Below are 17705 nucleotides of genomic sequence, written 5' to 3'. Positions count from 1 at the left end.
CGCCTATCATGTCGACAACGCTCTCCTTTTCCTTCCAGCACCGCGCGCTGGTGCCATTTGCCCATGATTACGCCCACGGCGATAGCGAACCGATGCATTGCCACGACTGCGCTCAGTTATTGCATATTCTCAGCGGCGTGGTTCGGGTGGAAACGCCGGTCGGGTTCTGGGTCGTACCGCCGGGGCGCGGCGTCTGGCTACCGGCACATACGCCGCACGCGTTACGTATAACCGGCAATGTGGCCGCGCGGACGCTATTTATCGATCCGCTGGCCCGTGCCGATCTGCCCTCTACCTGCCAGATCGTACAGATCTCACCGCTGCTGCGTGAGCTTATCGTCGCGTCGCTGTCGCTGGAAGAGCGCTATTTCCCCGGGACTCGCGACGAACGTATCTATGAGCTGATGCTGGATGAAATTCGTGGAATGTCGGTATTACCGTTCGGTTTGCCGGAACCGCATAGCGATAGCCTGCGTCGGTTGTGCCAGCGGGTGCGCGAAGCGCCCGGTGAGCCGTGGAGCAGCCGTGAGGCGGCGCAAGCTGGCGGAATGAGCGAGCGTACGCTGAACCGCCATTTTCAACAGCAGACCAGCCTGACCTGGAGCGAATGGGTGCGCCGGGCGAAGCTGATGGAGGCGCTGGTTCGCCTGGCGCAGGGGCAGTCGGTGCTAAGGGTGGCGCTGGATCTGGGTTACGGCAGCCACAGCGCTTTTAGCGCCATGTTCCGCCGGGTCATGGGGACCGCGCCCAGCGACTATTTTCGCCCGTTGGATTAATCCCTGGCGTGAACGGCATTACACAACGCCTGTAACGAGGCGCGGGCAACGTCATTATCAATGCCTACGCCCCATCGACTTTCGCCATTGGCAAAGACGCAGCGAATATAGGCAACGGAGCGGCTGTCGCTGCGCGCCCCAAGGGTATGCTCGTGGTAATCCTTGATAACGAAATGACGTTTTAACAGCGCGCTCAGGCCGTTGGCGGCGGCGGATAACAAACCGTTACCACGTCCTTTCAGGCGGCGGGTTTCGCCATTCATCCGCAGCGCAGCCTGTAACGTCAGTTCGCCATCCTGCTGGCCGTCGCTCTGATAGTCGAGTAACGCCAGCGTCGGCTGCGCCAGCAGGCCGTAACGGCTGCGAAACAGCTGCCATAACGCGTTATGGGTCATTTCTTTACCATGGCTATCCGTTTCTTGCTGAACGTACTGGCTGAAGTCCTGCTGCAACGCCCGCGGCAGCTTAAGACCGTGGTTCTGCTCAATCAGCCATGCGCTGCCGCTTTTACCTGACTGGCTGTTAACGCGGATCACTGCTTCATAGCTGCAGCCGATATCCTGTGGATCGATAGGTAAATACGGCATTTGCCAGCGATCTCCCGGCTTACGGGCATCAAACCCTTTTTTAATGGCATCCTGATGCGAACCGGAAAAGGCGGTGTAGGCCAGACTGCCTGCCCAGGGATGCCGTGGATGTACCGGGAGCTGGTTGCAATTCTCGACGATCTCCACTACCCGATTCATCTGCGTAAAGCGCAACTGCGGATCCACGCCCTGGCTATAGAGATTCATCGCCAGCGTGACCAGACAGACGTTGCCGGTGCGCTCGCCATTGCCGAACAGACAGCCTTCCACGCGATCGGCGCCGGCCATCACCGCCAGTTCGGCGCTGGCGACGCCGGTACCGCGATCGTTATGCGGATGCACGCTGATACACACATCCTGGCGGCGCGAGAAGTGGCGGCAAAAATATTCAATCCGATCGGCGTAGACGTTCGGCGTGTTGACTTCGACCGTTGCCGGAAGATTAATAATCATTGGCCGTTCGCCGCAGGGCTGCCAGATTTCCGCCACCGCTTCGCAGATTTCAAGGGCGAATTCCGGCTCGGTAAAACAGAAGGTTTCCGGTGAATATTCATATTGCCAACGGGTGTCCGGCTGCTGTTCGCAATGCTGACGAATAAGCCGGGTGGCGCGAGTGGCGAGCTCGATCACTTCGGCCTTTTCCATGCCGAAAACCAGCTCGCGAAACAGCGGCGCGGTGGCATTGTAGAGATGGATGGTTGCCTGTCGGGCGCCGCGCAGCGCTTCAAAGGTTCGCGCTATGAGTTCTTCCCGCGCCTGAGTCAGTACCTGAATGGTGACATCTTCAGGGATGCGCTGCTCGTCAATCAGCTGGCGCACAAAGTTGAAGTCGGTTTGCGAGGCGGAGGGGAAGGCGACCTCTATTTCTTTAAAACCGCACTCAAGCAACAGATCCCAGAACTGCAGCTTGCGTGCGGCATCCATCGGTTCGGCCAGCGCCTGGTTGCCGTCGCGCAAATCGGTGGAAAGCCAGCGCGGCGCGGTAGTGATTTGCCGCTCGGGCCACTGGCGATCGGGCAGGGCGATAGGCGGATAAGGGCTGTATTTTTCGCAAGGATTGGTCAGCATGATGTTCTCCTGTAGTCGGAGCTTTATCCTGCATGACATAACGCATCGGCGGCTTTAGCGAAATGGACAGAAGCTAGCGCGAAATGGACAAGGTCGCGGCAATAAAAAAGGGACCCGTAGGTCCCTTTTGTTGATACTTAGTGCGCGCCTCCGCCACCGCCGCCGGCGCTGAACGGCGGTCTGGCGAACCACACCAGGCTTAGCAGAAGGATAAAGATCCCCGCTGAGACCCAGAAGATTTCGTTGGCGGAGATAATCAACCCCTGGTTGGTTATCTGCTGGGCAATCCAGCCGGAAGCCTGCTGCTGGGTCATTCCCATGCCCTGTAGTTGATCGTACATCTGCTGGGCGTTGGGGTTGAACGGCGTCACCGACTCGGTGAGCTGCGCATGGTGCAGCGCCTCGCGGTTGGTCCACATGGTGGTGGTAATTGAGGTACCGATGGAGCCGGCAAGGGTTCGGGTAAAGTTCGACAAGCTCGATGCCGCCGCCAGCCGCTCCGGCGGGAGGCCAGAGAGGGTGATGGTGGTCAGCGGCATGAAGAAACAGGCTACCGCAAAGCCCTGGATAAACTGCGGCCAGGCCGATGCGCCAAAGTCCATTCCCGGTTCGAAGGTCCACGCGCGCCAGTAGAAGCACACCGCATACATAATAAAGCTGAAGGTCACCAGCCGCCGCATATCGAGCTTATGGGCAAAGCGGCCGATAATCGGCGACAGAATGACCGGGATCACCCCGACCGGCGCCGAAGCCAAACCGGCCCAGGTGGCGGTGTAGCCGTATACCTCCTGTAGAAGCTGCGGCAGCAATACAATGGCGCCAAAGTAGAGCATATAGGCCAGACTGATACACAAACAGCCGATGGTAAAGTTACGCGACTTAAACAGCGACAGGTCGACTATCGGGTTATCGTCGGTCAACTCCCAGACGATGAGGAAACTTATCGCCACCACCGCCACGATGGTCAGGATGATAATCTCGTTGGAAGCGAACCAGTCGAGCTCTTTACCGCGGTCGAGCATAACCTGCAGGCTGCCGATCCCGATAATCAGCAGCGCCAGCCCGACGCCGTCGATACGCCGCTGTTCGGTGCGGGTTTCGCGGCCGCGCAGGGTTTGCAGCGTCATGAGAACCACCGCCACGCCAATCGGCACGTTGATGAAGAAGATCCAGCCCCAGTGGTAGTTATCGCTGATATAGCCGCCGAGAATCGGGCCGCAAATAGGCGCGACGATGACCGTCATCGACCACAGCGCCAGCGCGATTGAGCGCTTCGCTGGCGGGTAGTTGCTGAGCAGCAGACTCTGCGATAGCGGGATCAGCGGACCGGCGACGATCCCCTGAATCACGCGGAAGAAAATCAGCATCGTCAGGCTATTTGACACCCCGCAGGCCCAGGAGGCGATGGCGAATGCCACCGTCGACCAGACGAAGAGTTTCACTTCGCCGACGCGCTTAGCCAGCCAGCCGGTAATTGGGATGGAGATAGCGTTCGCCACCCCAAACGAGGTGATGACCCAGGTCCCCTGACTTAGCGACGAGCCAAGGTTACCGGCAATGGTCGGAATAGCCACGTTGGCGATAGTGGAGTCCAGCACCTGCATGAAAGTCGCCAGCGACAGCGCAATGGTCATGATGACCAGTTGCGCGCCTTCGAGCGGTTTTTGCTGTTGCATTACGCTCACCCCGAATTATCCGGCGTTGGCCTGGATGATACCGTCGATCAGTTTATTTACCGGCTCAAGGCCGATTTCACGGGCATTACTTTCATAGACCGGCGAGCTACGTACCTGGCTTGCCAGCATCTCGCCTTCGCGATTGCTGGTGTCTACTTCAACCAGCGTCGACAGGCCGATGCGCAGCGGATGTTGCGCCAGCTGTTTAGCATCTATTTCGATACGAACCGGCAGACGCTGGACGACTTTGATCCAGTTGCCGGTGGCGTTTTGCGCCGGCAGCAGGGAGAAGGCGCTGCCGGTACCCATATCCAGGCCGACCACTTTACCGGTGTACTTCACGTCATCGCCGTAGATATCGCTGACGATGGTCGCCGGCTGGCCGATACGCATATGGGCAAGCTGGGTCTCTTTAAAGTTGGCGTCAACCCACAGGTTGGTGGCCGGAACCACCGCCATCAGCGGGGTAGTGGTGCCAATCTGCGCGCCAGGCTGCACCGAGCGGCGGGAAACGTAGCCGCTAATCGGGCTGACGATTTGCGTACGCTGCAGCGCCAGCCAGGCGTTGCGGACTTCGGTCGCCGCCTGCAGCACCGCAGGCTGCTGTTCCAGTTTGGTGCCCAGTACGATCGCCTGGTTGGCGTTGTACTGCTGAATAGCGACGTCGAGTTCGGCCTGGGCGCTGGCGACGGTGTCACGAGCGTGCTGCAGCTCTTCGCGGCCAATCAGGTTCGCGGCGCCCAGCGGGATACGGCGATTAAGGTCTGCCTGCGCCTGGGCGAGGGCGGTTTTTTTGACGTCAATATTCGCCTGCAGCTGCTTGCTGTTGATCATCTGCTGGCGAGTCTGGCGCACGCTTGCCGCCAGCTGGGTTTTGGCTTTTTCAAACGCCTGCTGGGCGTCGGTCTGGTCGAGGGTGACCAGCGGATCGCCTTGTTGCACAAAGTCGGTGTTGTCGGCCCAGACCTTGGTGACGCTACCGGAAACCTGCGCCATGATCTGTACCTGGTTCCCTGCCACATAAGCGTCATCGGTCTCTTCATAATGACGCAGGACTAAAAACCAATAAATGCCGTAGGCTACGGCCACAATAACAAAGAGCAAGGTCAGGAGCAGAAGGGCGCCTTTGCGTTTCCCTTTCTTGCTGCCTGATTGCTGCGGAGTTTGGCTCGCCGCATTTTCGCTCATCTGATTCTCCACAATTTTACATTCTTATTATTTCACATCGGCTGAGCCGACCTGTTTACCAGAAAGGCCAGCAGAAAATCTGCTGGCCTGACCGTGTTCCTTGCAACTCAAAATGTTGTGCGGCTCCGTGCTTAGCGCAGGGATCCCGCCAGCGCGCCGTCTTCTTCCATTTGGTCGAGGCGGCCAAGCAGTTTGCGGGTGATGTGCTCCAGCTGGTCTTTTTCCGCAGTGCTCAAAGAAGACCACAGCTGGTGCAGGCAGTTGTGCTGCGGAGGTAATACCTCGCGCAAGAATTGATGACCTTTGTCGGTTAGCTGCAGATGCAGGCAGCGACGATCGTTGTCGCTTTCACGACGCTCGATCCAGCCGCGTTTTTCCAGTTCGTCGGCGATACGGGTGGCATTAGTGCGTGACGAACCCAGCGCGCAGCTCAGCTCGGAAGGTTGAATGCTGTGATTTTCCTGAGACTCAAGCGTTATCAGCGCCATAAATAATGTCTCGTTAATCCCTTGCGCTTTCAGCATTTTGTTACGGTTTTCCAGCAGCTTACCCTGCATGTGCATACAGAGACGGGTGAGGAGAATCTCCTGGAAAGGGAAATCTTCATGGCGGCTGGCGCGGAATTTGAGCATCTGCTCAATGGGAGTAAACGAACTATCCATTTGGGTATAACCTCATTAATTACAGCCGATATAATAACTATTGTGACAAATAAAGCAAATGAATTATCGGTCACTATTAATACTTAAAATCTCCGGCGAGACGCCGATTTTCCATGCCAAACCATAGGCTAAAGCGCTGAGTTGCGTAGGGATAATAATGCTGTTCGTCGTCTGTAAGCTCAACCTGAACGCGGCGCAACCTACCCGTGTTGGTAGCCAATGGCGCTGACGTCGGGGAGCAGGCGTTTCCATATCGGTGACTTATTGATAACGCTGGTGAAAATTACGCCTGGAAAGATTTGCTCACCTTAGCAGACGGCGTGATGGCTTCACAATCGCGAAAATGGGAAATCAGAATATCCGCTTTTTTAGGCATATTCGTTTCATGCTGCTATGGGGGAAAGGGCAGCCCCACGACGGCAAACCGCCGTGGGGAGAGGGAAGAAATTACTTCTGCGCCGCCAGCGCTTCTTTCACCCAGCCGTCGAACAACTGCTGGTGGGCCTTAATCCAACCATCAACGTGGCCGTTAATGTCGGCTTCTGAAGCATGACCCGCATGCATCATCGCGTTTTCGGCGTTGATATCGGCAATCGGCAGCTTCATCAGGCTAAACAGCTTCGCCGCCGCCGGGTTCTTCTCGGCCCAGGCTTTGTTGGCGACGATGTGCATGGTGTTCACCGGGAAGCCATAGTTGACGCCGTTCGGCAGCTTGGTGTCGATATCTTTCTGTTCTCCCGGCAGGGAGGAGAACGGCACCTGCAGCCAGACCACATCTTTACCCGGTTTCAGCACGTCGCTGACCCAGTACGGCGTCCAGGTGTAATAAAGAACCGGTTTGCCTTCTTTATAACGGGCGATGGTATCGGCCATCATCGCCGCGTAGTTGCCCTGGTTATGGACCACTTTATTGTTCAGCCCGTAGGCATCAATCTGATGGTTGATGACCGCCTCGCAGCCCCAGCCTGGGGTACAACCGGTGAGGTCGGCTTTGCCATCGCCGTTGGTATCGAACAGTTTGGCGATCTTCGGATCTTTCAACTGGTCGATGGACTTAATATGGTACTGCTCGGCGGTTTTCTTATCGATCAGGTAGCCCTGTGCCGCGCCGGTAACGAAGGTTCCTTCACGGTAGAATTTTTTATCGCCGCCCGCCGCCGTGTACATATCATCGTGCAGCGGTTGCCAGTTGGTGGCGATAAAGGTGGCATCGCCAGAGGCGATGGAGGTGTAGGCGACGTTATAGTCGACTTCGCTCGGCTTTTCGACGGTATAGCCCAGTTTTTCCAGCGCGCGGCTGACCAGCAGCGTCTGGAAGGTTTCTTCCGAAATGGTGCTCTGCGCCGGTTTCACGGTGATGCCTTTACCCGGCAGCTCGGCAGCAAACGTGCTGGTCGTGACGAGGGCGGTAAACGCTGTGGCAAGGAGTGTAGTATGTCGCATCGTTATTCCTTCTCTTATTTACAGAAAGGGCGGGTAATCAGCCCCAGAGGTCCGGTGGCGTACCAGCGGCGATTACCGCGGCTACGGGAATCACGGCCGACGGCTTGGGTCAGGCGGTCGAGGATAATCGCGAGGATAACGATCCCGACCCCGCCGACGCTCGCCAGCCCCATATCCAGGCGGCCAATACCGCGCAGCACCATTTGACCGAGGCCGCCGACGGCGATCATCGAGGCAATAACGACCATCGACAGGGCCAGCATCAGCGTCTGGTTGACGCCGGCCATGATGGTCGGCATCGCCAGCGGCAGCTGGACTTTAAACAGCAGCTGGCGCGGGCTGGCGCCGAAGGAGCGTGAAGCTTCAATGAGGTCTGCCGGTACCTGGTTAATCCCGAGGATGGTCAGGCGGACAATTGGCGGCAGGGCGAAGATAATGGTCACCACCACGCCCGGAACGTTGCCGATACCGAACAGCATGACGATCGGTACCAGGTAGACGAACGCCGGTGTGGTCTGCATCGCGTCAAGTAACGGGCGGATGATTTTCGCCGCTCGCGGGCTACGCGCCAGCCAGATCCCCAGTGGCAGGCCGATTATCATGCAGAACAGCAGCGCGGTAAGCACCAGCGCCAGAGTGACCATCGCCTGCGACCATGCGCCAATAGCGCCGATGGCTACCAGCGAGACCAGAGTGGCGATACCCATGCCGACGCTGGAGATCTGCCAGGCGATCAGGGCGAAGAGAATAATCGCCACCGGCGCCGGCATCCCCAGCAACAGCTGCTGGAAAGCGCTGAGAATATAATCCACCGGCACGCGGATCCCCTGGAACAGCGGACGGAAGTGCAGCACGATCCAGTCGATGGCGTGGGTGACCCAACTATCAAGCGGGATCAGCGTTTTATGGAACGGATCCATAATATTAAAATGTTCTGGCTGCGGCGCAGGCGCGCTATTAAGCCAGTCGGCGCCGCCGCCGTCAGCGGGCGCGGGTGTTGGGTTGCCCCAGGCGTCGGCGGACTGCGCCGCGTTATCCGCTGGCGCAGCGGTATCCCATGGATTCGATTGATCAGCCATTGTTTGCCCCCTCGCGATCTAAAGCCTGTAGCAGCATGCGTTTTGAAATAATGCCGAGATACTGGTGCCCTTCATCCACCACCGGGACGGCGCAGGGCGCCTGGCCGACGTGGGAGAGCAGGTCGCTGAGCGGCGTTTGTGCTTCCACCGGCTGCGGGGAGTCAATTAACGCCGCATCAAGCCCCTGATTTTCGCTCAGCGCGCTTTTCAGAGAGTCGATGGAGACAATGCCGACAAACTTATTACCGCGTTCAATGACGTAACCATATTCGCGGTCTTCATCCTGCAATAATTTCAGCGCCGAACGCGGGCCGAAACCGGGGGTTTTACGAATCAGGCCAACCGGGCTACGGCGGGCAATATCCTTAGCGCTAAATACCTGGCTAATATCCACGCCGCGGAAGAAAGTACGAACGTAATCATTCGCCGGGTTATTCAGAATTTCGTCAGGGGTGCCAATTTGCACCACTTCGCCATTTTGCATAATGGCAATACGATCGCCAATACGCATAGCTTCATCAAGATCGTGGGAAATAAAGACGATGGTACGTTGATGCTTCGCCTGTAATTTGGTGAGCTCATCCTGCATTTCAGTACGAATTAACGGATCAAGCGCTGAGAAGGCCTCATCCATGAGCAGAATATCGGGGTTGATCGCTAATGCGCGGGCTAAGCCGACGCGCTGGCGCATCCCGCCGGAAAGCTCGTCGGGATAGGCGTGAGCGTAATTTTCCAGCCCCACCTGACGTAGCGCATCCACCGCTTTCTGCTGGCGCTCTTCGGCGGAAACGCCGGCCAGCTCCATACCGAAGGCGGTGTTATCCAACACGTTCATATGCGGCATCAGGGCGAATGACTGGAAAACCATCGCAATCTTTTTCCTGCGCACCTCGCGAAGCTCGGCATCTGAGATTTTGGCGATATCCACGCCGTCAATCAGCACCTGTCCGCGGGTGGGTTCAATCAGGCGATTGAGAAGGCGAACCATGGTGGATTTTCCTGAGCCGGAAAGTCCCATGATGACGAATATCTCGCCTTCTTCAATGGCCAGACTGGCGTCTTTAACGCCAAGCGATAGCCCCGTTTTTTCCAGTATTTGCTCTTTGCTAAGTCCTTTTTCAATATATTTGAACGCGCGTTGCGGGTGCTCGCCAAATATCTTATAGAGATTCTTAATTTCTAATTTAATTGCCATGCAATAAATGATTTCCTGTCTTTAATTATATCGATATCGTACCTGGTGAAGTTTATTACCTGTTTACACCCTAACATACTGAGATTCTGTGACAACCCTCGATGTGAATAGCTAGCCAAAATCTGAAAGGAGAACTCTGGCTGAATTGCCCATGATATAAGGGCTGAGCCATCATATACGGCTGATGATATTTTTTGATTATGCATGAATAATGAATGGGAAAATTGGCTTAAATGAAGGAAATATGACGAGGGAATAGTCAGTAGATTATTTGTGTGATAATAAAGAATAATGTGAAATAGATCACTGGAGAATATGTTGATATATTCCCCAGCGATCGCGCGGTTAAAAGTCCCAATCGTCGTCGGCGGTTGCTTCGGTTTTACCCATAACATAAGAAGAACCGGAGCCGGAGAAAAAGTCGTGATTTTCATCGGCGTTTGGCGACAGCGCCGCGAGGATGGCTGGGTTTACGGCGGCCATTTCCGCCGGGAATAACGCCTCATAGCCAAGGTTCATCAATGCTTTATTGGCGTTGTAACAGAGGAACGCGTTGACGTCGTCGAGCCACGGGCTGTCGGCATACAATTCGCGGGTATAGGCCAGTTCGTTATCGTACAGATCCATCAGCAGATCAAAGGCGAAATTTTTCAACTCTTCGCGCTTCGCGGCGCTGACGATTTCCAACCCTTTTTGATATTTATAGCCAATATAGTAACCATGCACCGCTTCGTCGCGAATAATCAGACGGATTAAATCGGCGGTATTGGTCAGCTTGCCGCGGCTGGAAAAATGCATCGGCAGCCAGAACCCTGAATAGAAAAGAAAAGATTCGAGGAACACGCTGGCGATTTTTTTCTTCAGCGGCTCATCGGCCTGGTAGTAATTGAGCATCAACTGCGCTTTGCGCTGTAGGGGAGCGTTCTCCTCGCTCCAGGCGTAGGCGGCATCGACATCCTTGCTCTGACACAGGGTGGAGAATATCGAACTATAGGAGCGAGCATGCACCGCTTCCATAAAGCTAATGTTCGACAGCACCGCCTCTTCATGTGGGGTGAGGGCGTCGGTCATCAACGCCGGGGCGCCGACGGTATTCTGGATGGTGTCGAGCAGCGTCAGTCCAGTAAAGACGCGGATGGTCAACTGCTGCTCCTGAGCCGTCAGAGTCTGCCAGTGTGGAATGTCGTTGGACAGCGGCACCTTCTCCGGCAACCAGAAGTTGCTGGTCAGGCGGTTCCACACCTCGAGGTCTTTGTCATCCTCGATTTTGTTCCAGTTGATGGCGCTGATGCGCGATAAGTGGGTCATCCTGTTCTCCTTACAGCGCGCAGGACACGCAGCCTTCGATTTCGGTACCTTCCAGCGCCAGCTGGCGCAGGCGAATGTAATACAGCGTCTTGATACCTTTCTTCCACGCGTAGATTTGCGCTTTGTTGATATCGCGGGTGGTGGCGGTATCCGGGAAGAACAGCGTCAGCGACAGCCCCTGATCGACATGTCGCGTGGCTTCGGCATAGGTATCGATAATTTTTTGCGGGCCAATTTCCCAGGCATCCTGATACAGCGCCAGATTGTCGTTAGTCATAAACGGCGCCGGATAGTACACGCGGCCGGTTTTACCTTCTTTACGGATCTCGATTTTCGCCACAATCGGATGAATGCTGGAGGTGGCATGATTGATATAAGAGATCGAACCGGTCGGCGGGATCGCCTGCAAATTGCGGTTATAAATGCCGTAGCGCATCACGTCGTCGCGTAGCTGTCGCCACATCTCACGATCGGGCAGGGTAATGCCCGCGCGGGCGAACAGTTCGCGTACCCTGGCGGTTTTCGGCTGCCATTCACCCTGCAAATACTGCTGGAAATAGTCGCCGCTGGCGTAACGCGACTGCTCAAACCCGGCAAAACGTACTCCGCGCTCGCGCGCCATCGCCATAGAGGTGCGCAGGGCGTGCCAGGTGACGGTGTAGAAATAGAGATTAGTGAAGTCCAGCCCCTCCGGGCTGCCGTAGGCGATCTCTTCGCGGGCCAGATAGCCGTGCAGGTTCATCTGCCCAAGGCCAATGGCGTGCGATGCGGCATTACCCGCCGCCACCGATGGCACCGAGCGGATATCGCTCATATCGGAGACCGCCGTCAGGCCGCGGACCGCCACTTCGACGGTGCGGGCGAAGTCCGGCGAATCCATGGCGTGGGCGATATTCAGCGAGCCGAGATTGCAGGAAATGTCCTCGCCAACGGTGGCGTAATCGAGATTTTCGTCAAAGGTGGAGGCGCTGTTGACCTGCAGGATCTCCGAGCACAGGTTGCTCATATTAATGCGCCCGGCGATCGGGTTGGCGCGGTTCACCGTATCCTCGAACATGATGTACGGATAGCCGGATTCAAACTGAATTTCCGCCAGCCGCTGGAACAGATCGCGGGCGCGGATCCAGCGTTTGCGAACGCGGTCATCGGCCACCAGTTGCGCATACATCTCGCTGACGGCGATATCGCCAAAGGCTTTGCCGTACAGCCGCTCAACGTCATAGGGCGAGAACAGCGCCATCTGCGCGTCTTCTTTCGCCAGCTGGAAGGTGATATCCGGAATGACCACTCCCAGCGACAGGGTTTTGATGCGGATCTTCTCATCCGCGTTTTCCCGCTTGGTATCGAGGAAACGTAAAATATCGGGGTGATGAGCATGCAGGTAAACCGCGCCGGCCCCCTGACGCGCTCCCAACTGATTGGCGTAAGAGAAGGCGTCTTCCAGCATTTTCATCACCGGCACCACCCCGGAGGATTGGTTTTCGATACGTTTAATCGGCGCGCCCGCTTCGCGCAAGTTGGAGAGCAGAAATGCCACGCCGCCGCCGCGTTTTGACAGCTGCAGGGCGGAGTTCACCGCCCGGCCAATCGACTCCATATTATCTTCGATACGCAGCAGGAAGCAGGAGACCAGCTCGCCGCGCTGCTGTTTACCGGCGTTGAGGAAGGTCGGCGTCGCTGGCTGAAAGCGCCCGGAGAGGATCTCATCGGCCAGCTGTCGCGCCAGGGTTTCATCACCCTGGGCCAGGGTTAGCGCCACCATGCAGGCGCGGTCGGCGAAATGCTCCAGGTAGCGTTTGCCGTCGAAAGTGCGTAAGGCATAGCTGGTGTAGAACTTCCACGCGCCGAGGAAAGTACGGAAGCGAAAACCGTGTTGATGCGCGTGGGCGAAGAGGGCCAGCACGAAACGACGTTCATAGCGGGCCAGCACTGCCGGATCGTAATAACCTTCGTCGCTCAGCCATTGCAGTTTCTCCTCCAGACCGGCGAACGGTACGCTGTTGGGGCGCACGTGGCTATGGATAAATGCTTCGACCGCCTGTTGGTCCTTTTCCAGGGGAATGCGGCCATTGCTGTCGTATAAGTTCAGCATCGCATTGAGGGCGTGGAAATCAGACGCCCCGGCGGTTACGCGTTCTGCGGTTGTCGTTGCCAAAATTCGCTTACTCCTTTACGCACGTTGTCGACATCTTGCTGGGTACCCATCAGCTCAAAACGATACAGATACGGCACGCCGCATTTCTGCGCGATGACCTCTCCCGCCCGGCCATAGGCCTCGCCGAAGTTACGGTTACCGGCGGCGATGACGCCGCGAATCAGCCGGCGATTATGCGGGTCGTTTAAAAAGCGGATCGCCTGGCGCGGCACGGCGCCTGCCGTTCCGCCGCCGCCGTAGCTGGGGACGATGAGAATATAGGGTTCGTCTACCTGAATTCGCTCGCGCTCGTTGAGCGGGATGCGCACGGCAGGCAGCGCCAGACGCTGCACAAAGCGATGCGTATTTTCAGAGCTGCTGGAGAAGTAGACGATGAGGCTCATAGGCTGGCCGTAGCCGCGGCGGGACGCAGGCGATTAATCATATCGGGGCGGAAGCCCGACCAGCGGGTTTCCCCGGCTATCACCACCGGTAATTGCTGGAATCCCTGCTCGCGCAGCATGTCGATGGCTTCCGGGTGTTGGTCGATGTTGACCATATCGAAGGCGAAACCGCGGCTCTCCATCGCGCGTTTGGTGGCATGGCATTGCACGCAGTCATTTCGAGTGTAAATAATAATGCGCATGATTCGTATTTCCATTTAAGATAACAAGACGGCGTAAAACATCGCGCCGAACGTTATGGGCTTACCGTTCAGGAAATACTAGATGTAGTTATTTAAAACTTCAACCACGCAATATATAGAGTTTTTCGATAAGTTATCCCCCACCAACTAGCCCGGCGGGGGAGGGAAGTCGATACGCGAAAATTACATCCGCATCGCGACCGCCAGACGGTTAAAGGCGTTCATAAGGCTGATGGCGAAGGTTAAATCGCTAATCTGGCGTGGGGTAAAATGCTCTTCTAAAGGCAGGTACACCTCATCTTCGGCGTGGCTGGCTGCGATATCGGTTACCGATTCCGCCCATGCGAGGGCCGCGCGTTCCGCAGCGCTGAAGTGGGCGCTTACGCGCCAGCCTGCCAGCGCATCCAGTTTGCTCTGGTCAACGCCGGCTTTGCGTAGCGCTTTGCTGTGCATCTCAAGGCAAAAAGCGCAGCCGTTAATTTGCGACACCCGCAAATAGACCAGCTCCACCATCGTGCTGCCCAATTCGCTTTTTTCCAGCGCTATGCTGGCCTGAACCAACCCCTTATAGATTTCCGGGCTCAGTTCGCTATACGGCTGACGTAATGTGGTCATCTTGCAGTTCTCCTCTCTAAGACCCGGGCAAAATAGCACTATAATGGACTGCATTAGATAGCCATATTGTGATGAAAAAAGCAGACCATAATGGAAGCCAAAAAAGTGCCGCACTACCAGCGTATCGCCCGCCAGCTGAAATCAGCGATTGAGAATGGCGAGCTGGCGCCGGGAAGCCGTCTGCCCGCGAGCAGAGTTTATGCGCAGGAGCTTGGCGTATCGCGGGCGACGATTGAAAATGCCTGGGGCGAGCTGGTGGCACAGGGCTGGCTGGAGCGCCGCGGCCAGGCGGGCACCTTTGTCAGCGAGCGGCTGAGCCCGCGGCAGGTCACGGCTCAGCGACCGGCGACGGGCCGGGGATCCTCCGCGCCGCTGCCTTTTCAAATGGGGTTGCCGGCACTGGATCTTTTTCCGCGCGGGCTGTGGGCGCGAGTGATGGGGCGGCGGCTACGGACGCAATCGCGCTTCGACCTCGCGCCCGGCGATCCCTGCGGCGAACCGGTTCTCCGTCAGGCGATTGTCGACTATTTGCGCCTGTCGCGCAGCATCGAGTGCCAGCCGGAGCAGGTTGTGATTAGCGGCAACTATGCGGCCTCGATGGCGTTGATTTTGCGTACCCTTGCGCAGCCGGGGCAGCATATGTGGATGGAGGATCCGGGATATCCGTTCATTCGCCCGGTGGTTAGCGCGGCGGGGGTCAATATCGATCCGGTACCGGTTGACCAACAGGGAATGAATATCGACTGGGCGCAGACACACTATCCTCAGGCGCGCTTTGCGCTGTTAACTCCAGCGCATCAAAGCCCGCTCGGCGTGGCCCTGTCGCTGGAGAGACGTCGACAGATATTACAGTGGGCGGCGCAGCGCGATAGCTGGATTATTGAAGATGACTACGACAGTGAATTTCGCTATCAGGGGAAGCCGCTACCGCCGCTGAAAAGCCTCGATGCGCCACAGCGGGTACTGTACGCCGGGTCATTTAGTAAATCGATGTTTCCCGCGCTGCGCGTCGCGTGGCTGGTGGTACCGCAGCCGTTGGCGGCGCGGTTTCGTTGTCAGGCCGAATTGAGCCACTGTAATGTGCCGACCTTATGGCAGCAGACGTTAGCGGACTTCATCAATGACGGGCATTTCTGGCGTCATCTAAAAAAAATGCGCGCCAGCTACGCGTTGCGCAGGCAGTGGCTGGAGTCGGCGCTGCAGGCGCAGGGTTTTCAGGTGGTACCGCAGTCCGGCGGGATCCAACTGGTGATGGCGGTGAAGGGGGACGATCGCGAGCAGGCCCGTCGCTGCCAACGTGCCGGGCTGGCGGTGCAGGCGTTGAGCGACTGGCGCATGCTTAGCCGTGGTGAGGGCGGGCTATTGATGAGTTTTACCAATATCACGTCGGCGGTGATGGCACGTGAAGTGGTAGGCGAACTTAAGCAAGCGCTGGCCAGCGTGGAATAATAAAAAACCCTGCGCACCATTGGGACGCAGGGTCAGACGCGTATTTGTTATCTTCACATGTAGTCTATCGATACTATTATCGACGCAAATTAAGCAAAACGCCAATAAACACCCCAACGGCGGCGGCGGCGCCAACGCTCTGCCAGGGTTTATCACGCACGTAGCTGTCGGCGCAGCCGGCGGCATCGCGGGCGCGTTCAACGGTATCATAGGCCGCCTGGCGCAGGCGGGTATTGCCGTTCAGGCGGGCGCGCGTCTCTTTCAGCAGCGACTGCGCTTTTTTACGCGCGTTCTCTGCTTCATCTTTCGCATCGCTACCCCATGATTTCAGCACTTCTTCCAGCGTATCCGCTAATTGGCTGACTTCGTTATGAATATCCTCGGCGCTTTCATCAATGTCGTTGCGGTTCACACGGTTAGCCATTGGTTTCTCCCTCTTTTCCATTCGAGTTATTAAGTGTAGGACATGATTTTGCATTATGCTTTTGCGGGAGTTTATGGAATTTTCTGAAAGCGCTGCTATTCGTGAATAAGGTAAGGTAAATGTGCGGTAAAAGATAACGAGGAATCAGTATGTATTTAAGACCCGATGAGGTGGCGCGTGTTCTTGAAAAAGCCGGCTTCACCATGGATGTTGTGACGCAAAAAGCGTATGGATATCGCCGTGGCGATAATTATGTTTATGTGAACCGCGAAGCGCGCATGGGGCGTACCGCTTTAGTTATTCATCCGGCGCTTAAAGAGCGCAGTAATTCACTGGCGGAACCCGCCAGCGAGATTAAAACTTGCGACCATTATGAACAGTTCCCGCTCTATTTGGCGGGTGATGCGCAGCAGCATTACGGTATTCCACATGGTTTTAGTTCGCGGATGGCGCTTGAGCGTTTTCTGAACGGTCTGTTTGGCGAGGCGCAGCCGCAGATGTCTCACGGCTGAATAATCTAATGCGGGCTGCTTTGAAGCAGGCGACTGGCAGCGGCCAGTCGCCGAAAGATGAGGATCAGGCTTTAGCTTGCTGATAAGGGCTGACGCGGAACAGGCGGCGGCAGAAGTCGAGAAAGTAGCCGTATACTGCACCCATCATCATTGATACCAGAATGTTTGAACTGACCGCGGCGGCAATTTGATGCCAGTCTGCGCCTACCGACAGCAGAATTAATACATACACCGGCGACTGGAAAGTCACATACGCGACGACATCAGCAATGTTCTTCATCCATCCCGAGGTGCTGATTCGGCGCGCCTGGCGCATAGCGAAGTCGCGATAGAAGCCATAAGGCACCGCAATAATAATGTTGACCGGGATCGCGACCAGTCGTGAAGATAACGACTGCTCAAAAGTCATTCCGGAGAGGAAAATTTCGATCATCATATTGACAACGGTGCAGTAGACCACCATTGCAAAGGTGTCTGCTACCGCATGACGCAAGCGGGATTGAGCAGAGAACATCGGTATGCTCCTCGAAAAATGAAGTCAATAACGCCGAAAAGTGCGCACGGTGTAGCGGTTTTGGGCTGCCTGTTTTGATGTGTGTAGAGTATATCTCTGCATAGTAAGTGACAACTAGCTATAAATTTTTATTTATCGCCTTTTTGTCGATAAAACACTCTGCGAGCTGGCATTTTGTTTAACTTGCGCTACTTTTGTTCCTTTGTTTGATTATTTCGTTTTATATCAAATAGATATGATTTCGCTTTGTCAGATGGCGATCGGGCGTGGCAGGAGAAGTGTGGTGGATAAAGCGGGTATCTGAATGCGTTATGTGATGGCTGTCGCTTTTGGCGTTATTTACCGTATAAATACCGGTTCATTAGCATTTACTGCTGTATGTAAAAAAAGGTTTTTATTCGGATTATGTGAATTTTCATTCATCACCGC

At 56.1% G+C, this 17705-nt stretch carries 17 protein-coding genes and 1 pseudogene; 3 read left to right on the top strand and 15 right to left on the bottom strand.

Features of this window, described 5'->3' with window-relative positions; all coding sequences use genetic code 11:
* Nucleotides 1-8 precede the first annotated feature (8 nt).
* Entirely contained in the window at nt 9-776 is a 768-nt protein-coding gene (locus PGR09_RS10925; protein ID WP_045395217.1) for an AraC family transcriptional regulator, read from the top strand.
* On the opposite strand, the gene leuA is transcribed toward PGR09_RS10925, so the two are convergent.
* The 13 genes and pseudogenes from leuA to PGR09_RS10860 all read right to left on the bottom strand — a co-directional run bounded on the left by leuA (nt 773) and on the right by PGR09_RS10860 (nt 14377).
* Nucleotides 773-2431: a 2-isopropylmalate synthase gene (leuA, locus tag PGR09_RS10920; RefSeq protein ID WP_430916141.1), complete on the bottom strand. Its 1659-nt coding sequence runs from the start codon at nt 2429-2431 to the stop codon at nt 773-775. The genes PGR09_RS10925 and leuA overlap by 4 nt on opposite strands.
* A 137-nt stretch (nt 2432-2568) precedes the next feature.
* On the bottom strand, nt 2569-4107 hold the full coding sequence (emrB, locus tag PGR09_RS10915) for a multidrug efflux MFS transporter permease subunit EmrB (protein WP_045395214.1): 1539 nt from the start codon (nt 4105-4107) through the stop codon (nt 2569-2571).
* Between the two features lie 15 nt (nt 4108-4122).
* Nucleotides 4123-5295, bottom strand: a complete 1173-nt coding sequence (emrA, locus tag PGR09_RS10910) for a multidrug efflux MFS transporter periplasmic adaptor subunit EmrA (RefSeq protein WP_015370068.1) — start codon at nt 5293-5295, stop codon at nt 4123-4125.
* Between the two features lie 131 nt (nt 5296-5426).
* On the bottom strand, nt 5427-5957 hold the full coding sequence (gene mprA / locus PGR09_RS10905) for a transcriptional repressor MprA (RefSeq protein ID WP_015370069.1): 531 nt from the start codon (nt 5955-5957) through the stop codon (nt 5427-5429).
* 63 nt (nt 5958-6020) lie between these two features.
* Nucleotides 6021-6176, bottom strand: a pseudogene (locus PGR09_RS10900) (hypothetical protein); the annotation flags it as partial.
* A gap of 228 nt (nt 6177-6404) precedes the next feature.
* A complete protein-coding gene (gene proX, locus PGR09_RS10895) occupies nt 6405-7400 on the bottom strand; it encodes a glycine betaine/L-proline ABC transporter substrate-binding protein ProX (RefSeq protein WP_430916140.1) in 996 nt (331 codons plus the stop codon).
* Nucleotides 7401-7414: 14 nt separating this feature from the next.
* Complete coding sequence (proW, locus tag PGR09_RS10890) at nt 7415-8479, bottom strand: glycine betaine/L-proline ABC transporter permease ProW (protein WP_045395210.1); 1065 nt, start codon at nt 8477-8479, stop codon at nt 7415-7417.
* A complete protein-coding gene (gene proV, locus PGR09_RS10885) occupies nt 8472-9674 on the bottom strand; it encodes a glycine betaine/L-proline ABC transporter ATP-binding protein ProV (protein ID WP_430916139.1) in 1203 nt (400 codons plus the stop codon). The genes proW and proV overlap by 8 nt, the downstream gene beginning before the upstream one ends.
* 345 nt (nt 9675-10019) lie before the next feature.
* A complete protein-coding gene (gene nrdF, locus PGR09_RS10880) occupies nt 10020-10982 on the bottom strand; it encodes a class 1b ribonucleoside-diphosphate reductase subunit beta (RefSeq protein ID WP_015370074.1) in 963 nt (320 codons plus the stop codon).
* A 10-nt stretch (nt 10983-10992) separates the two neighbouring features.
* Nucleotides 10993-13137: a class 1b ribonucleoside-diphosphate reductase subunit alpha gene (gene nrdE, locus PGR09_RS10875; RefSeq protein ID WP_430916138.1), complete on the bottom strand. Its 2145-nt coding sequence runs from the start codon at nt 13135-13137 to the stop codon at nt 10993-10995.
* On the bottom strand, nt 13110-13520 hold the full coding sequence (nrdI, locus tag PGR09_RS10870) for a class Ib ribonucleoside-diphosphate reductase assembly flavoprotein NrdI (RefSeq protein WP_045395202.1): 411 nt from the start codon (nt 13518-13520) through the stop codon (nt 13110-13112). Before nrdI ends, nrdE begins: the two co-directional genes overlap by 28 nt.
* Nucleotides 13517-13762, bottom strand: coding sequence for a glutaredoxin-like protein NrdH (gene nrdH / locus PGR09_RS10865; protein ID WP_047044340.1), 246 nt, complete (start codon nt 13760-13762; stop codon nt 13517-13519). Before nrdH ends, nrdI begins: the two co-directional genes overlap by 4 nt.
* 183 nt (nt 13763-13945) lie before the next feature.
* Nucleotides 13946-14377, bottom strand: a complete 432-nt coding sequence (locus tag PGR09_RS10860; protein WP_047044343.1) for a carboxymuconolactone decarboxylase family protein — start codon at nt 14375-14377, stop codon at nt 13946-13948.
* 90 nt (nt 14378-14467) lie between these two features.
* On the opposite strand from PGR09_RS10860, the gene PGR09_RS10855 reads away from it, so the two are divergent.
* A complete protein-coding gene (locus PGR09_RS10855; protein ID WP_047044346.1) occupies nt 14468-15826 on the top strand; it encodes a PLP-dependent aminotransferase family protein in 1359 nt (452 codons plus the stop codon).
* 76 nt (nt 15827-15902) lie between these two features.
* Here PGR09_RS10855 and PGR09_RS10850 read toward each other — a convergent pair whose 3' ends face one another.
* Nucleotides 15903-16250, bottom strand: a complete 348-nt coding sequence (locus PGR09_RS10850) for a DUF883 family protein (RefSeq protein WP_015370080.1) — start codon at nt 16248-16250, stop codon at nt 15903-15905.
* 149 nt (nt 16251-16399) lie between these two features.
* Between PGR09_RS10850 and PGR09_RS10845 the strand changes: the two genes are divergently transcribed.
* On the top strand, nt 16400-16762 hold the full coding sequence (locus tag PGR09_RS10845) for a DUF2002 family protein (RefSeq protein ID WP_015370081.1): 363 nt from the start codon (nt 16400-16402) through the stop codon (nt 16760-16762).
* A gap of 64 nt (nt 16763-16826) precedes the next feature.
* Here the strand turns inward: PGR09_RS10845 and alaE are convergent, their stop codons facing one another.
* Entirely contained in the window at nt 16827-17276 is a 450-nt protein-coding gene (gene alaE, locus PGR09_RS10840; protein WP_015370082.1) for an L-alanine exporter AlaE, read from the bottom strand.
* Nucleotides 17277-17705: the final 429 nt, after the last annotated feature.

Source organism: Klebsiella sp. 141251 (assembly GCF_050600725.1).
Lineage (GTDB): Bacteria > Pseudomonadota > Gammaproteobacteria > Enterobacterales > Enterobacteriaceae > Klebsiella > Klebsiella aerogenes.
Note: the sequence above shows the minus strand (reverse complement) of the source record. Positions and strands in the feature narration are given on the sequence as shown.

What these genes read in the sequence shown, in the direction of transcription:
- PGR09_RS10925 (WP_045395217.1), top strand. Translation starts at nt 9, where the DNA reads ATGTCGACAACGCTCTCCTTTTCCTTCCAGCACCGCGCGCTGGTGCCA.
- leuA (WP_430916141.1), bottom strand. Translation starts at nt 2,431, where the DNA reads ATGCTGACCAATCCTTGCGAAAAATACAGCCCTTATCCGCCTATCGCC.
- emrB (WP_045395214.1), bottom strand. Translation starts at nt 4,107, where the DNA reads ATGCAACAGCAAAAACCGCTCGAAGGCGCGCAACTGGTCATCATGACC.
- emrA (WP_015370068.1), bottom strand. Translation starts at nt 5,295, where the DNA reads ATGAGCGAAAATGCGGCGAGCCAAACTCCGCAGCAATCAGGCAGCAAG.
- mprA (WP_015370069.1), bottom strand. Translation starts at nt 5,957, where the DNA reads ATGGATAGTTCGTTTACTCCCATTGAGCAGATGCTCAAATTCCGCGCC.
- proX (WP_430916140.1), bottom strand. Translation starts at nt 7,400, where the DNA reads ATGCGACATACTACACTCCTTGCCACAGCGTTTACCGCCCTCGTCACG.
- proW (WP_045395210.1), bottom strand. Translation starts at nt 8,479, where the DNA reads ATGGCTGATCAATCGAATCCATGGGATACCGCTGCGCCAGCGGATAAC.
- proV (WP_430916139.1), bottom strand. Translation starts at nt 9,674, where the DNA reads ATGGCAATTAAATTAGAAATTAAGAATCTCTATAAGATATTTGGCGAG.
- nrdF (WP_015370074.1), bottom strand. Translation starts at nt 10,982, where the DNA reads ATGACCCACTTATCGCGCATCAGCGCCATCAACTGGAACAAAATCGAG.
- nrdI (WP_045395202.1), bottom strand. Translation starts at nt 13,520, where the DNA reads ATGAGCCTCATCGTCTACTTCTCCAGCAGCTCTGAAAATACGCATCGC.
- nrdH (WP_047044340.1), bottom strand. Translation starts at nt 13,762, where the DNA reads ATGCGCATTATTATTTACACTCGAAATGACTGCGTGCAATGCCATGCC.
- PGR09_RS10860 (WP_047044343.1), bottom strand. Translation starts at nt 14,377, where the DNA reads ATGACCACATTACGTCAGCCGTATAGCGAACTGAGCCCGGAAATCTAT.
- PGR09_RS10855 (WP_047044346.1), top strand. Translation starts at nt 14,468, where the DNA reads ATGGAAGCCAAAAAAGTGCCGCACTACCAGCGTATCGCCCGCCAGCTG.
- PGR09_RS10850 (WP_015370080.1), bottom strand. Translation starts at nt 16,250, where the DNA reads ATGGCTAACCGTGTGAACCGCAACGACATTGATGAAAGCGCCGAGGAT.
- PGR09_RS10845 (WP_015370081.1), top strand. Translation starts at nt 16,400, where the DNA reads ATGTATTTAAGACCCGATGAGGTGGCGCGTGTTCTTGAAAAAGCCGGC.
- alaE (WP_015370082.1), bottom strand. Translation starts at nt 17,276, where the DNA reads ATGTTCTCTGCTCAATCCCGCTTGCGTCATGCGGTAGCAGACACCTTT.